We start from the raw sequence: 15,827 nt of genomic DNA, 5'->3' as shown, positions 1-15,827 counted from the left end.
CAACGCCGCGAACAGCCTGTTCACCTATGTAACGCCGCCGACCGTGAGCGCCGTCTCGCCGACGTCGGGCAGCACGCTGGGCGGGACCTCCGTCACGATAACGGGTACGGGCTTTACCGGAGCGACGGCCGTCACCATCGGCGGCACGGCCGCGACCGGCATCACCGTGGTCAGTGCTACTTCGATCACGGCAACGACGCCGGCCCATGCCGCCGGCGCGGCGAGCGTGCTGGTCACGACCACCGGCGGCACCAATGCCGCGAACAGTCTCTTCACGTACGTAGCGCCGCCGACGGTGAGCGCCATTTCGCCAACCACAGGCAGCACACTGGGCGGCACTTCCGTCACGATCACGGGTACCGGCTTTACCGGCGCCACCGCCGTCACCATCGGCGGCACGGCCGCGACCGGCATCACCGTCGTCAGCGCGACCTCGATCACGGCAACGACTCCGGCCCATGCCGCCGGCACGGCGAGCGTGCTGGTCACGACTGCCGCCGGCACGAATGCCGCAAATAGCCTCTTCACCTATGTGGCGGCGCCGACGGCGTCGGCGGTCAGCGCCACCGTCGCCTACGACAGTACCGGCAACCCGGTCACGCTCAGCCTCGGCGGCGGCGCGGCGACGTCGGTCGCGGTCTCGACGGCGGCAGCGCACGGTACGGCGACCGCAAGCGGCACGACCATCACCTATACCCCCGCGACCGGCTATCACGGCGCCGACAGCTTCGCCTATACCGCGACCAACGCCAGCGGCGCCTCTGCGCCGGCAACCGCGACGATCACGGTATCGGCGCCGAGCCTCTCCGTGACGCCGACGACGCTCACGGCGGGGACGGCCGCCGTCGCCTATGGCCAAAGCCTCTCGGTGAGCGGCGGTCAGTCGCCGTACAGCTTCTCCACCACGCTCGCGAGCGGCAGCCTGCCCGGCGGACTTTCCTTGTCGAGCGGCGGTACGATTTCCGGCACGCCGACCGCCGCAGGCACTTTCAGCTTTACGGTAAGCGGCGCCGACAGCAGCACCCCGACGGGCGTCGCCTTCACCGGTTCGACCATCAGCCTGACGATCGCGGCGCCGACGATCGCCGTGGCCCCCTCCAGCCTGCCGGGCGGCGTCTCGGGCACGCCTTATAGCCAGACGGTCAGCGCCAGCGGCGGCACGGCGCCCTACACCTACAGCATTTCTGCCGGCGCGCTGCCGACGGGCACGACCCTGAACGCCTCTACGGGCGTCATCTCGGGTACGCCCAATGCGGCCAATACCTACAGCTTCACCGTCAAGGCGACCGACAGCACGACGGGGACGGGCGCGCCGTATTTCGGCACGCAGGCCTATTCCATCTCAACGACGCCGGTGCTGCCCACCGCGGGCGCCGTCAGTGCCACGGTGGCATTCGGCAGCTCGGCCAATCCGATCGCACTCAATCTGAGCGGCGGTGCCGCCGCCTCGGTCGCGGTTGCGTCGCCCGCCTCGCACGGCACGGCGACGGCGAGCGGGACGGCGATCACCTATACCCCGACCAGCGGCTACAGCGGTTCGGACAGCTTCACCTACACCGCGACCAATGCGACCGGCACGTCTTCGCCGGCGACGGTGACGATCACGGTCAATCCGCAGGCACCGACGGTGGCGGCGGTCAGTGCCACGGTAGCGTTCGGCAGTTCGGCCAATCCGATCACCCTGAGCCTGGGCGGTGGTACCGCCGCGTCGGTCGCGGTCGCGTCTGCCGCCTCGCACGGCACCGCGACGGCGAGCGGGACCGGCATCACCTATACGCCGGCTTCGGGCTACACGGGCTCGGACAGTTTCACCTACACCGCCACGAACGTCGCCGGAACCTCCGCGCCGGCGACCGTCACGATCACGGTCCGGCCTCAGGCGCCGACGGTGGCGGCGGTCAGCGCGACCGTTGCCTTCGGCAGCTCGGCCAATCCGATCGCCCTGAGCTTCGGCGGCGGCGGGGCCGCTTCGGTCGCGGTCGCGTCGGCGGCCTCGCATGGCACGGCGACGGCGAGCGGAACCAGCATCACCTACACGCCGACCTCGGGTTATAGCGGCAGCGACAGCTTCACCTACACCGCGACGAACGTCACCGGCACCTCCGCGCCGGCGACGGTCACGATCACGGTCCGGCCTCAGGTGCCGAGCGTTGCGGCCGTCAGCGCAACGGTCGCCAACAACAGCACCAGCAATCCGATCGCCTTGAGTTTTGGCGGCGGCACCGCCACCTCGGTTGCGATCTCGTCGGCGGCCTCGCACGGTACGGCGACGGCGAGCGGCACGTCGATCACCTATACGCCGGCCACCAACTATGCCGGCACGGACAGCTTCGCCTATACCGCGACCAATGTCGGCGGCACATCGGCACCGGCGACCGTCTCGATCACGGTGACGGCGCCGACGCTGGTCCTGGCGCCTTCGAGCCTGCCCGCAGGCACGGTCTCGGGGGCCTACAGCCAGGCCTTGAGCACGACCAACGGCACTGCCCCCTACAGCTACAGCGTGACCTCGGGCAGCCTGCCGGCCGGGCTCGCCCTGTCGACCAGCGGCACGCTCGCCGGCACGCCGACGGCGGGCGGCAGCTTCCCGGTCACGATCAAGGCGACCGATGCGGCCAGCTTCTCGATCAGCAACGCCTATACGCTGACGATCGGGGCCGCGACCGTGGCCCTGACACCGGCAACCCTGCCGGCACCGCAGGTGAACGTTGCCTATAGCCAGACGCTCGGTGCCAGCGGCGGCACGGCGCCCTATCAGTTCACCGTCGCGTCCGGCACTTTGCCGCCGGGCCTGGCCTTGAATGCCATGACCGGAGTGCTGTCCGGTCGGCCGACCACGGCCGGCAGTTTCACCGCCACGATCCAGGCGACCGACAGCAGCACCGGCAGCGGCCCTTACCACGCCGCCATCGCCTATGCGTTGCCGACGACGCAGCAAGTCCCGGTCGCGGCCGCCGTCACCGCCACGACACCGTCTAACACCCGTGCCACCATCAACGTCGGCGCCAGTGTCACCGGGCCGATCACCAGCGTGGCCGTCGCGACCAACCCGGCGCACGGCACGGCGACGGTCAGCGGCACCACCGTCGCCTACATGCCTACGTCCAACTATTTCGGCGCGGACAGCTTCACCTATACCGCGACCGGCCCGGGCGGCACCTCGGCGCCGGCGACCGTGACCATCACCGTAACGCCGCTCGCCGTCCCGGTCGCCGCGGCCCTGACCGCCCAGGTGCTGACCACCACGCCGGTCACGCTCAACCCGACCGCGACCGCGACGAACGGCCCGTTCACCGCCGTGGCGATCATGACCGCGCCCAGTTCCGGCACGGCCGTGGTCAACGGCCAGACCATCGTCTACACGCCGACCGCCGGCCAGACGACGGTCGCCACCGTCACCTTCACCTACACCGTCTCCAACCTCTATGGCGCGTCCGCTCCGGCGACCGCGACCGTCACGGTCAACCCGGTCCCCGTGCCGGCACCGCCCCAGACCATCGTGACCCCGCCGCAATCGCCGACCAGCACAGGCACGGTCTCGGTCAATATCACCGAGGGTGCCACCGGCGGGCCGTTCGTCTCGGCCTCGCTGGTCAGCGTCGAGCCGGCCAATGCCGGCACGGTGACCCTGGTGCCGATCACCGGGCAATCCTCCAGCACCGGGCCGCTGCACATCTTCGCCGAAGCCTTCGGCATCAAGCCGGCAGCCGCCGACACGATCACGGTCAACGGCAGCGCGTTCAAGATCGTCTTCGTGCCCAACCCGGCCTTCGTCGGCACCGCGACCATCACCTACTCGCTGGCCAACGCCTTCGCGCAATCGGTGCCCGGAGAGCTGATCTTCGTGGTGGCACCACGGCTGGATCCGTCGGTCAATGCCGACGTCGTCGGCCTGATCAGCGCGCAGATCGAGGCGGCACGCCGCTTCGCGACCGCTCAGATCGGCAATTTCAACCAGCGTCTCGAACAGCTGCATGGCGACGGGCCGGCGCATTCGTCGAACGGGCTCAGCGTCAGCGTTGGCTCCCTGTCGCTCGGCGGCAACCAGACCGATCCTGACGACAACCCGCTGACCCGCGGCACGACCGACATCCATCGAGCCAGCCGGACCGATATGGCGACCAAGCCCGATGACACGGCTACCGCCACGGGCGGTCCGCACCTGACTGGCGGCGATGGCAGCCTGCTGCCCTCCGGCCTAGCGCTCTGGACCGGCGGCTCGATCGACTTCGGCGCGCGCAACAGCACGGCACAGCGCGCCGGCTACGGCTTCACGACCGACGGGGTCAGCGGCGGTGTCGACTATCGCCTGACCGACCAGGTGACGGTCGGCGTCGGCGGCGGCTGGGGCCATGACTCGAGCGACATCGGCAGCGACGGCACCAAGAGCATCGCCGACAGCTACAGCGTCGCGCTTTACGGCACCTATCATCCGTCGACCGACACCTTCATCGATGGCGTGCTGGGCTATGGCTGGCTCGACTACGACTCGACGCGGCTCATCGCGACCACGACGGACTATGCACGCGGCCATCGCAACGGCGAGCAGAGCTTCGGGTCGCTGACCGGCGGCTATCAGTACAAGACCGACACGTTCCGGCTGACGCCCTACGGCCGGATCGACTACAGCGACTCGACGCTCGATCGGTTCAGCGAATCCGCCCCGGGCCAGGCGGCCCTGACCTATTTCAGCCAGTCGGTCACGACCTTCACCGGCACGCTCGGCCTCAAGGGCGACCTCGCCATCCCGCTCGACTGGGGCATGCTGATGCCGTTCGCTCGGCTGGAGCTTCAGCATGATTTCGAGGGGCAAAGCCACGCCGGCCTCGCCTATGCCGATCTCGCGGCGGCCGGGCCGGCCTATACGGTCCCAGGCACGCCGGTCGATAGCAACCACATGCAACTGGGCATCGGCACGACGCTCAAGGTCGGCAGCTACAGCTTCGGCCTCGCCTACGAGAACAGCTTCGGCATCCACGACGTGCAGGACAGCCAGGTCCGCCTGATCGTCGTCTCCCACTTTTGAGGACGCACCCGGCCGGCTCCGACAAGGCCGGCCGACGCCTGTCAGGGGCAGGGGCTGGGGATGGCCCGGTGGATCGCCTCGATGCCGGCCAGCACCGCGTCGGACAGGACCAGGTCGAAGCCTCCCAGGTCCTGCTTCAGCTGCTCGACCGACGTGGCGCCGATGATGGTCGAGGTCACGAACGGCTGGCGATGGACGAAAGCGAGCGCCATCTGGGCCGGGTCCAGCCCATGCTCGCGGGCCAGCGCCACGTAGCGGCCGATCGCGTCCAGGGCCTCGGCGCTGTTGTAGCGGGTGAAGCGGGTGAAGAGCGTCATCCGCGCACCGGCAGGCCTGGCGCCGTTCAGGTATTTGCCGGTCAGCGTGCCGCCGCCCAGCGGCGAATAGGGCAGCAACCCGCAATCCTCGCGCAGCGCGATCTCGGCAAGGCCCTGCTCGAAGGTGCGGTTCACCAGACTATAGGCATTCTGGATGCTGGCGACGCGCGGCAGGCCGCGCTGTTCGGCCAGGGCCAGGAAGCGCATGGCGCCCCACGGCGTTTCATTCGACAAGCCGACGGCGCGGATCTTTCCTGCCTCGACCAGTCCCGCCAATGCATCGAGCGTCGCTTCGATCGGCACTTCCTCGGGATCGACCTCATGGACATAGGTGGTCTGGCCGAAGGTCGTGGTCTTCCGATCGGGCCAATGCAGCTGGTAGAGGTCGATCCGGTCGGTGCCGAGCCGGACGAGGCTGTCCTCGACCGCGGCGCGGATGTTGGCACCGTTGAGCCGCGACGAGCCGTTGCGGATATGCTTCATGTCGCGCGCCGCACCCACGACCTTGGTGGCCAGCACCAGCTTGTCGCGCAAGCCCGTCGCCTTCAGCCAGCTGCCGACGTATCGCTCGGTCAGGCCCTGGGTCTCGGGCTTCGGCGGCACCGGGTACATTTCGGCGGCGTCGATGAATGTGATGCCATGGTCGTGGGCCAGGCTCAGCTGGGCATGGGCCTCGGCTTCGGTATTCTGCTCGCCGAAGGTCATGGTGCCGAGGCAGACCCGGCTGACCTCGATGTCGGTTCGGCCGAGGCGGCGATAATCCATGGAACACCCGTGGGTAAGGAAGGGGAGGGAGGATCCCGACCATGCCCGCCGCCCACCGACCGGGTCAAGCCGCGCCGGCAGGTCGGCCGGCGGCTCAGCCCGTGCCCAGCCTCTGCTTGATCCGGTCCGCGACGCGCAGCGCGTTGGCGATGATGGTCAGGGTCGGGTTCACGGCACCGATCGACGGGAAGAAGCTCGCGTCCGCGACATAGAGATTGTCGAGCTCGTGGGCCCTGCAGTCGAGGTCGAGCACCGAGATCGCCGGATCGGTGCCGAAGCGGGCCGTCCCGGCCTGGTGCGCAGTGCCGCCGATCGGGATGTCCTTGCCGAAATAGAGGCTGCGTTCCAGCAGCACCGGATGGGCGCCGGCGGCCCCCAGGATCTTTTCCAGCTTCTTCTTCAGGCGCCGATGCGCCTCCATGTTGGTCTCGGTCACGGCGAGCACGACGCGGTCGCCGTCGTAGGAGATCCGGTTCTCCGGACGGGGCAGGTCCTCGCCCGACAGCCAGAAATCCAGGGAATGGCGGGCCATCTGTTCGAACGGCATCTTCGGCATCCATTCCAGCCAGGCGGGCAGGGCCTCGCCGCGGATCTGCGCACCGTGCGAGGTCGCGCACATCTGGATCAGGCCCAGCGGATAATCCCAATCGTCGGTGCCGAAGTAATAGTCGCTGAGCGCGAGCGTCTTCTGGAACACCGTGTCGTTCGGCTCGCGCAGCAGGGCCATCAGCACGGACTGGTTATGCCGCATGTAGTTGCGGCCGACCTGGTCGGAGCCGTTGGCAAGGCCGTTCGGATGGCTGGCGCTGGCCGAGCGCAGCAGCAGCAGGGCCGACGACAGGGCACCGCAGGCGACGACGACGATATCGGCGCTATAGCGCTCCTCCAGGCCACCGCGCGTCACCTGGACGCCGGTGACCGTGCGGCCGGTCGGGTCGGTATCAAGGCGCGACACATAGGCGCCGGTCAGCAGGGTCAGGTTCGGATATGCTGCCAGCGCCGGATCGACGCACATGACCTGGGCGTCCGCCTTGCCGTTCAGCAGGCAGGGGAAGCCATCGAACGCGTCGCACCGGATGCAGGTGCTGGTCGGCGTCACCTTGCCGTCCTTTTCGTCGAGCAGGATGCCGAGCGGCAGGTGGAACGGATGCAAGCCATTTTGCGCCAGGCTGTCGTTCAGGTCCTGAATGCGCGGCTCATGGGAGACCGGCGGATAGGGGAACGGGCCGCTCGCCGGCGGCTCGGTCGGATCCTCGCCGCGCTGGCCATGGACGTGGAACAGCCGTTCGGCCTCGGCATAGTAGGGCTCGAACGCGTCGTACTTCAGCGGCCAGGCCGGCGAGATGCCGTCCTGGTGCTGGATCTCCTCGAAATCGCGCTCGCGCAGTCGCAGCAGCGCCGCGCCATACACCTTCGAATTGCCGCCGACGTAATAGTGCAGGCCCGGATGAAACGCCCTGCCGTCGCTGCCGTACCAGGTCTCCTTGGCCTGGTAAGCGCCGTCGACGAACACGGTCTGGGAATCCCAGTTGGCCGGCGAGCGCGGCAGGTAGTCGCCGCGCTCCATCAGCAGGATCCGCTTGCCGGTCGGCGCCAGGCGCTGTGCCAGAGAGGCGCCGCCGGGGCCGCTGCCGATCACGATGACGTCGTAGTGAAGGGTGGTCATGGTCGCGCCGCATCCGTTGGCGAAATGATTTTCATCGGTTCCTCATGGCCAGGCCGCGCCGCGCTGGTTCGTGTAGATCGCGAACAGCGTGTGCGAGGCGCAGATGAACAGGCGGGCGCGGTTGCGGCCGCCGAAGGTCAGGTTGGACACGGGAAACGGCACGGCGATCCGGCCCAGCTTCGTGCCGTCGGGCGCGATGCAGTGCACGCCGTCGGCGGCGCTGCTCCAGACATTGCCGTCCTGGTCGACCCGAAACCCGTCGGCGAAACCGAGGCTGATCGTGTGGAAGATCCGGCCTTCCGAGAGCCGGCGGCCATCCTCGCGCACGTCGAACACGCGGATGTGCCGCACCGGCTCCTCGGCGAACTGCCGGCCGCTCTCGCTGACATAGAGCCGGCGTTCGTCCGGCGAGAAGGCCAGGCCGTTCGGCCCTTCAAAATCGTCGGCCATCACGGTCAGGCTGCCGTCGGCGGGGTCCAGGCGATAGAGCGCCGGCGGCAGCTCGGACTGCTGCTTGCCGCCCTCGTAGTCGGTATTGATGCCGTAGAGCGGGTCTGTGAACCAGATCGTGCCGTCCGACCGGCAAACCAGGTCGTTGGGCGAATTCAACCGCCGGCCCCGGTAGTGTTCGGCCAGCACGGTAATGCTGCCGTCGAGTTCGGTGCGCGTGAGGTGGCGATGCTGGTGCGAGCATCCGACCAGCCGGCCCTGGCGGTCGCGCGTGTGGCCGTTCGGAAAGCCCGCCGGCTTGCGGAATACCGAGATCCCGCCATCCTCGGTCCAGCGCAGGATACGGTCGTTCGGCAGGTCGCTGACCAGCAGGCAATCCTGGTCGGCGAACCACACCGGTCCCTCCAGCCAGGCGAAGCCCTCGCCCAGCGGGACCAGCGGCGCATTGGGCAGGACGAAGGACCGGAAGCGCGGATCCAGGATCTCGAAGCCGCCGATCATTTCAGATGACACGGGCGGCGCACCGGCGGCACGTGCAGCTGGACCGTCATCAGCATGGCCGGCACGTCGCCGATCGTGCCGGACCGATGGCCCTTGCGCCCGTCGTTCGGCACGCAGCCCTGGTCCTCGCCCAGCGAGAATTCGCCCGGCCCCTGCTCGATCCGGCTGCCGTCCATCGCCTCGATCCACCAGCGGCCGGACAGCACGACGATCCATTGCGGCGCCGGGTTCTCGTGCCAGTCGCCGATCCAGCCGACCGGTTGGACGGTATAGACGACGGTCGCCTCGGACCGCTCCTGCCGGTTGTTCCATTGCGGCGCGGCATTGCCGACGCCCTTCAGCTCGAACTCGCTCAGGCTGCAGCGCGTCTGGTGGCTGACGCCGTCGTCGTCGGTCCAGAGATGCCAATACAGGATTTCGGGTCGCGGTCCCGTGGTGTCGGTCATGCGCGGCTCCCATCGCGGATCTGTCCCTGATTGAACTGCCCGGAACCTGCGAGGTTCCGTTTGGTTTGCGTCAGAGCCCGTCACACCATCCCGGAAGCCGCCCCCGATGATCTGGATCAACGACTATGTGCCGCTGCTGTTGCGCATCTGCCTGGTGGTGCTGTTCCCGTTCAGCGCGCTCGACAAGATCGTGAACTGGGACTCCGCGATGAAGCAGGCCGGCACCCTGCCGTTCAAGCCGGCAATGCTCTGGGCCTCGATCCTGGTCGAGGTCGTGGCGCCGATCTGCATCGTGACCGGTTGGCACGATCGGCTCGCCGCCTTCGTCCTCGCGGGCTTCTGTGCCATCACGGCCGTGCTGTTCCACCAGTTCTGGCGCTTTCCCGGATTCTGGCGCTTCCAGGAAGGCGAGGGGCTGCAGCATTTCTGGGAATTCCTGAAGAACTTCGGCCTGGTCGGTGGCCTGGGCCTGGTCGTGCTGTCCCAGGGCCTGCTACCGGTCAGCATGGTGGCGCGCCATCCGTTGACATCGTCGCATGTCATGGGACCTCAGGCCGGCAGCCCGATCCCCTGATCGACCAAAACCAGCCGATGTCCATCCGGGTCGACGACGGCGCCGCCGGCACCGGGCACGGCGAGGGTGACCCAATCGGTGGCTCGATCGTTCGGCGCGCTCGCCGCCGGCCGGCCCGGTGGCTCATAGGCAAGCAGTTCCAGCCCCATCCCGTCGTTCGAGGCGGGGCGCAGTCCCGTCACCATGACGCGCGCGCCCGGTACGCTGTCGAGCCGAACCTGGGCCGGCCCCTGGTTCAATGACCGATTGGCGACCCGGAGCCCTAGCGCGCCGTAGAATGCAACGCTGCGTTCAGTCGACGCGACGGCCAGCGCGCTATGATCGATACCCAGGAACGGGCCATCAAAATGGCGCTCGTACCAGACCGGCCGGCCTTGGCCGGGCGGAAACCAGATCAGCTCCAGCGGATGCCCGTCGGGATCGCGGAACTTGAAGGCGTGCACCGATCCGTTCGCCGGGGGCAGGGTCTGCGGCCCGCCCTCGCTGATCGGGCGCCAGCCTGGATGTTCGGCCAAATGGGCATAGGCCGCATCCATGTCGGCGACGACGATGGCCAGATGCTGGAACCAGAGATCGTCGGTGCGGCTGTCCGGGGGATAAGCCTTGCCGGGCGTGGCGAACCGGGCGAGCGCGACGTGCTCGGCGCCCAGGCGAAGCTGGATCTCTTCGCCCGATCCGAACGTTTCGATCTCGAAATGTCCCATAGACACGATGCTGAATCCGAGCGAATTCCGGTAGAATGCCGCCGCCCGGTCCAGGTCCGCGACGACGCGGGTGATCCGTAGGATGCGTGGGTCCATCGCTACAGAAACAGGGCCAGCACGCCGGTGTAGCCATAGATCCGGTCGCATACGATCTCGCCGTTGCCGAAGAACCCGACCAGCGGCAGGTCGGGCAGCCGCTCCTGGATCGCCGCCATTTCCACGCCCTCGCCGCCGAAGAAGCCGGGGCCGCGCCCGACGCAGGAGAAATAGACACCGCCCTTGGCCCGGCCGCCGGCACGCCGCACCACATCGTCGACCATGCGGTCGAGGTCGGCCGTCGCCGCCGCCCGATCGCGCCGGCAGAACAGGATGGCATCGCCGGGGGCGACCGGGCCGGCGATGGCGATCCAGCCCTCGCCCTGGTCGATCGCCAGCAGGTTGCGCACCAGATAGTCGGCGCGGTCGGTGCCCGGCACGGGCAGGCCGGCGAAGATCAATCCGCCGACCTTCTGCAGGTCGCGCGACAACAGCTCGCCGATGTCCCGCTTGAAGATCTCCAGCGCCGGCTGGCCGTCGATTTCGCTGATGATGTTGTCGACACCGGCGGTGATCCGCCGCACCGGGCCGATCGGCGAGCAGCCCTGGGTCATGCCGGTGACCAGTTCGATCCGGTCGTCGAACAGCACGCCCGACACGCCGCTCTCGACCACCTTGCCGGCGACCTGCCACGGCGCGGTGCGCGCGGAACTCAGCCCGCCGATCAGATAGGCCTGGGCGGCACCGGCGACGGCCGCGACCGTCTCGGCCACGGCACCGAAGCGTGGATCGCCGTGGACCAGGCCGGTCGAAAGCCGTTCGCCGCCCGGTGCCGGCCGAGTGAGAGCCGAAGGAGGGTCGGGCTGGTCCAGCGCGAACAGGCGGAAGCTGCCCGCCGGCAGGGCGCCGACCAGGAACGCCAGCGCCGGCTCGTCCATATACTCGACGCCGGTAGCACAGATGCCGATGCCGACGGCACCGACCCAGACGGCGATGCCCGTGTCGCGTTTCAGCCGGTCGAGGATTCCCGGTAATTCACCGGCGAGCAGGTCGGTGACGTAGAGCAGGCCGAAATTGGCGTCGGCCGGCAAAGGCGTGATCTGAGCCAGGCAGTCGCCATAGAGCACCTGCCAATCCTCGCCGCCGGCATGGCCCAGGCGGAACGCGCCGGTCAAGACGGCGCCGAGCCGGGCGGGCCCAGCAATTGCTGGATTGCCGGCAAGGTGCGCGCGACGATCACGTCGACCCCGGCGGCCAGCGGGTGCAGCATGTCCGGCTGGTTCAGCTTCGGATCGAGCGCCACGCCGTCGAGGAAGAACGGATAGAGCGGTACGTGGTGCTGCGCCGCCAGGTCGGGGAAGATCTTGTCGAAATGCTGTTGGTAGTCGGCGCCCCAGTTGCGCGGCGCCAGCATGCCCATCAGCAGCACCTTGACCTTGGCCTGCTCCAGCCCGGTGAGGATGCGGTCGAGGTTGGCCCGGGCCGCCGCCGGGTCGAGCCCGCGCAGCGCGTCGTTGGCACCCAGTTCGACCAGCGCATAGTCCGGCTTGTCGCCCAAGGCCCAGTCCAGCCGGGCGAGCCCGCCCGCCGTCGTGTCGCCGGAGACGCCGGCATTGATGACCTGGACGTCGTAGCCCTTGGACTTGAGTGCTGCCTGCAGCTTGACCGGATAGGCTGCTTCCGGCGCCACACCATAGCCGGCGGTCAGGCTGTCGCCGAACGCCAGGAGCTTGATCGGCGCCGCTTCGGCCGCTCCGGCGCTCGAGGCGAGCGCCAGCAATGCCGATGCGACAAACCACACACCGCTGCACCGCGGCGCGTTGAAAAGCGGGGAGTGCAGGCCATATTTGCTCGGTCCACGGCCATTTCCGGTCCGACGCGATCCCGAAAGTTCCGGCATGAATTCGGCTCCCGCCAATAGCGACGCCATGATCCGTCTCGATGCGCTGACGCTCAAACTGACGAGCGCCGGTGGCGAGGTCAACATTCTGAACGGGATCGACCTGGCAATCGATCCCGGCGAAACGGTCGGCATCGTCGGCCCGTCCGGGTCCGGCAAGACCACCTTGATGATGGTCATGGGCGGCCTCGAACGGCCGACCAGCGGCCGGGTCTCGGTCGCGGGCGTCGATTATGCCGCGCTCGACGAAGACGGACTCGCGCGCTTCCGCCGCGATCATGTGGGGATCGTGTTCCAATCCTTCCACCTGCTGCCCACCATGAGCGCGCTGGAAAACGTCGCCATCCCGCTGGAATTCGCCGGCCGACGCGATGCGTTCGACCGCGCGCGCGGGGGGCTGCAGGCCGTCGGGCTCGGCCATCGCCTGACCCATTATCCAAGCCAGCTGTCGGGCGGTGAGCAGCAGCGCGTGGCGCTGGCCCGCGCTTTTGCTGCCGAACCCCGGCTGCTGATCGCCGACGAACCGACCGGCAACCTCGACCAGGCGACCGGCCGCAAGGTGATGGACCTGATGTTCGAGCTTCAGGCCCGCACGGGCACGACCATGCTGCTGGTGACCCACGACCCGGTGCTGGCCGACCGGTGCGACCGGGTGATCGAGCTGGCCGACGGCCGGGTCGTCGGCGATCGCAAACGGCCGGTAGCTCCGGTCGCCGCCCGTGGCTGAGCGGGGCGTCGAGCCGACCGACCTGAAATTGGCCATGCGGCTCGCCCGCAGCGAGCTCAGGGCCGGGTTCAGCGACCGGCTCCGCGGCTTTCGCATCCTGATCGCCTGCCTGGCGATCGGTGTGGCCGCCATCGCCGGTGTCGGCTCGCTCTCGTCCGGCCTGGTCCAGGGACTGCGCGCCGACGGCCAGGCGATCCTCGGCGGCGACGTCGAATTCCGCCTGACCCAGCGCAGCATGCCGGCTGACGAACAGGCCTATCTGGCTGACCAGGGCCACTTGAGCGTGGCGCGCGAGATGCGCGGCATGGCGCGTACCGCCGACGGCGGCGAGCGGACGCTGGTCGAGCTGAAGTCGGTCGACGGCGCCTATCCGCTCTATGGCTCGGTCGTACTCGATCCCGCCATGCCGCTCGACGCTGCGCTGGCGGTGAAGGACGGCATGCCCGGCGTCGTGGTCGATCCGGCCGTGCTCGACCGGCTGGGCGTCAAGCTGGGCGACCGGCTGACCCTGGGCGAGGGCCAGTTCGTGATCCGGGCCAGCCTGCTGAAAGAGCCCGACGCCGGCGCCAATCCCTTCAAGCTGGGCCCGCGCGTGATGATCTCGCGCGACGCCCTGGCGGCGACCGGGCTCGACCAGCCCGGCACCATCTCGGTCACGGTCGCGCGGCTGCGCCTCGATCCGGGCGTGCGGGCCGCGTCGATCATCGGGGCGGCGAACCAGAAATTCCCGGAGGCCGGCTGGCGTGCGCGCGACACCAGCGAGGCGGCGCCGTCGGTCCAGACCTTCATCGACCGCACCGGCCTGTTCCTGACCCTGGTCGGCCTGACCACCTTGCTGGTCGGCGGCGTCGGCGTCGGCAACGCGATTTCGGCCCATCTGGCGGAAAAGACCGCGACCATCGCCACGCTCAAGTGCCTTGGCGCGTCGGGCCGGGTGATCTTCATGGCCTATCTGATCGAGCTGCTGCTGCTGGGCCTGGTCGGCATCGCACTCGGGCTCGCCATCGGCGCCGCTGCACCCTGGGCGATCGTGGCGCTGGCCGGCGACAAGCTGCCGGTCGCGGCCCGCCTGGCGCTCTATCCGCGTCCGTTGGGCCTGGCAGCATTGTTCGGCGCGCTGGTCGCCGTCGCCTTCTCGCTTTGGCCGCTGGCGCGGGCGCGCGGCGTGCCGGCGGCGGCGCTGTTCCGGGCGGCAATCCTCGGTCTCGAAGGGCGGCTCGGCTGGCGCGACGGGCTCGCGACGCTGATCGTCGGCGTGGCGCTGGCGGCGCTTGCCATCGGCACCGCCGACGACGCGCTGCTGGCATCCTGGTTCGTCGCCGGCGTCCTCGCCGCCCTGGTGCTGTTCCGCCTGGCGAGCGCCGGCGTCATGGTGCTGGCGCGGCGCCTGCGCGCGATCCGCTGGCCGACCCTGCGGCTCGCCGTCGCCAACCTGCATCGGCCGGGTGCTGCGACGCCCAGCGTCGTCCTGTCGCTGGGCCTGGGGCTGACTGTGCTGGTCGCGGTCGCCCTGGTCGAATCGAGCCTCGGGCGCGACGTGACGGAGCGGCTGCCGGCCCAGGCGCCCAGCACCTTCTTCATCGACATCCAGCCGGACCAGGTCGCGGGCTTCGAGGATCTGGCGACCCGCACGCCGGGCATCACCGGGCTGGAGCGCGTGCCTAACCTCCGGGCGCGCATCGTCAAGCTGAACGGGATCCCGGTCGACCAGGCGCCGATCGATCCCGGCGCGCTGTGGGCGGTGCGCGGCGAGCGTGGCCTGACCTATACCTCGAAACTGCCCGACGGCAGCCGGGTCGTCGACGGCACCTGGTGGGCGTCGGACTACCAGGGACCGCCGCTGATCTCGCTCGACACGACGCTGGCCAAGGGACTGCACTTGAAGCTGGGCGACAGCGTCACCTTCTCGGTCGCGGGCCGAGAGGTCGGTGCCACCTTGGCCAACGTCCGGCGCATCGACTGGAGCAGCCTCGGCATCAATTTCTTCACGATCTTCTCGCCAGGCGCACTCGATCACGCGCCGCAGACCAACCTCGCGACCGTGCGCGCCGCGACGCCGGCCGATGCGGCTGCGCTGGAGCGCGCCGTCACCGACCGGTTTCCGAACGTCTCGGCGATCCGGGTCAAGGACGTGCTGGATACGGTCAACCAGATTCTGGGCGACCTGGCCGACGCGGTGCGCCTGACCGCGGCCATCACGCTCGCGGTCGGCGCGCTCGTGCTGTCGGGCGCCATCGCCGCCGGCCAGCAGCGCCGGGTGTACGAGGCGATCGTGCTGAAGGTGCTGGGCGGTACGCGGCGCCGGCTGGCGCTGGGCTTCCTGTTGGAATACGGGCTGCTGGGCCTGATCGCGGCGCTGATCGCGACCGCGCTCGGAACGATCGCCGCCTGGGCGGTCACGACCCAGGTGATGAAGGGCGAATGGAGCTTCGACGGGCTGCGCGTGGTCGAGACGGTGGGGGCGAGCGTGATCCTGACCCTGCTCGTGGGCTTCGCCGGCACCTGGCGCGCGCTGGGCGCCAAGGCCGCACCGCACCTGCGGAATGAATAATCCTTAATGTTGGCGGGACGTGGTATTCATTGAATTGGAGGCCGACGTCCCAATATCGTGGGATGCTGGGTTCTCCCACCCTACTTTCACGAGGCTTCAATGTCTTACGGTTCTCAGGATCCCTGGTCGGTAGGCCGCAGCGCGGCGGTCGGCGCCGAGTACGA

At 69.0% G+C, this 15,827-nt stretch carries 11 protein-coding genes; 4 read left to right on the top strand and 7 right to left on the bottom strand.

What is annotated here, in order from left to right:
- Positions 1–5,026 (top strand): Ig-like domain-containing protein (locus VGV37_RS03675; protein ID WP_326878262.1); only part of this gene is annotated, 5,026 nt, incomplete at its 5' end.
- Positions 5,027–5,067: 41 nt separating this feature from the next.
- On the opposite strand, the gene VGV37_RS03670 is transcribed toward VGV37_RS03675, so the two are convergent.
- The 4 genes from VGV37_RS03670 to VGV37_RS03655 form a co-directional block, all read right to left on the bottom strand.
- Positions 5,068–6,108, bottom strand: coding sequence for an NADP(H)-dependent aldo-keto reductase (locus VGV37_RS03670; protein ID WP_326878261.1), 1,041 nt, complete (start codon positions 6,106–6,108; stop codon positions 5,068–5,070).
- Between the two features lie 94 nt (positions 6,109–6,202).
- Complete coding sequence (locus VGV37_RS03665; RefSeq protein ID WP_326878260.1) at positions 6,203–7,774, bottom strand: GMC family oxidoreductase; 1,572 nt, start codon at positions 7,772–7,774, stop codon at positions 6,203–6,205.
- Between the two features lie 42 nt (positions 7,775–7,816).
- Positions 7,817–8,737 (bottom strand): SMP-30/gluconolactonase/LRE family protein, encoded by a 921-nt coding sequence (locus tag VGV37_RS03660; RefSeq protein ID WP_326878259.1) that lies wholly within the window; start codon positions 8,735–8,737, stop codon positions 7,817–7,819.
- Positions 8,722–9,171, bottom strand: coding sequence for a cupin domain-containing protein (locus VGV37_RS03655; protein WP_326878258.1), 450 nt, complete (start codon positions 9,169–9,171; stop codon positions 8,722–8,724). Before VGV37_RS03655 ends, VGV37_RS03660 begins: the two co-directional genes overlap by 16 nt.
- 106 nt (positions 9,172–9,277) lie before the next feature.
- Here VGV37_RS03655 and VGV37_RS03650 point away from each other — a divergent pair, with 106 nt between their 5' ends.
- Complete coding sequence (locus VGV37_RS03650) at positions 9,278–9,745, top strand: DoxX family protein (RefSeq protein WP_326878257.1); 468 nt, start codon at positions 9,278–9,280, stop codon at positions 9,743–9,745.
- Here VGV37_RS03650 and VGV37_RS03645 read toward each other — a convergent pair.
- The 3 genes from VGV37_RS03645 to VGV37_RS03635 are packed head-to-tail and all read right to left on the bottom strand — an operon-like array spanning position 9,721 to position 12,286.
- A complete protein-coding gene (locus tag VGV37_RS03645) occupies positions 9,721–10,545 on the bottom strand; it encodes a VOC family protein (RefSeq protein WP_326878256.1) in 825 nt (274 codons plus the stop codon). The genes VGV37_RS03650 and VGV37_RS03645 overlap by 25 nt on opposite strands.
- A gap of 2 nt (positions 10,546–10,547) precedes the next feature.
- The gene (locus VGV37_RS03640) at positions 10,548–11,660 is read right to left on the bottom strand and encodes an FIST signal transduction protein (RefSeq protein ID WP_326878255.1); all 1,113 of its coding nucleotides are present in this window, start codon (positions 11,658–11,660) and stop codon (positions 10,548–10,550) included.
- Positions 11,657–12,286 carry an arylesterase gene (locus tag VGV37_RS03635; protein WP_326878254.1) on the bottom strand — a complete coding sequence of 210 codons (630 nt, stop codon included), beginning with the start codon at positions 12,284–12,286 and terminating at the stop codon, positions 11,657–11,659. Before VGV37_RS03635 ends, VGV37_RS03640 begins: the two co-directional genes overlap by 4 nt.
- A 97-nt stretch (positions 12,287–12,383) precedes the next feature.
- Here VGV37_RS03635 and VGV37_RS03630 point away from each other — a divergent pair, with 97 nt between their 5' ends.
- Together VGV37_RS03630 and VGV37_RS03625 are read left to right on the top strand one after the other, a co-directional pair.
- Positions 12,384–13,112 carry an ABC transporter ATP-binding protein gene (locus VGV37_RS03630; protein ID WP_326878253.1) on the top strand — a complete coding sequence of 243 codons (729 nt, stop codon included), beginning with the start codon at positions 12,384–12,386 and terminating at the stop codon, positions 13,110–13,112.
- Complete coding sequence (locus tag VGV37_RS03625) at positions 13,105–15,663, top strand: ABC transporter permease (RefSeq protein WP_326878252.1); 2,559 nt, start codon at positions 13,105–13,107, stop codon at positions 15,661–15,663. Before VGV37_RS03630 ends, VGV37_RS03625 begins: the two co-directional genes overlap by 8 nt.
- Positions 15,664–15,827 lie beyond the last annotated feature (164 nt).

The organism is Aliidongia sp. (assembly GCF_035943795.1).
In the GTDB taxonomy this organism is placed as follows: domain Bacteria; phylum Pseudomonadota; class Alphaproteobacteria; order ATCC43930; family CGMCC-115725; genus Aliidongia.
The sequence above is the reverse complement of the archived record's forward strand: the minus strand, read 5'-3'. Positions and strand labels throughout refer to the sequence as shown.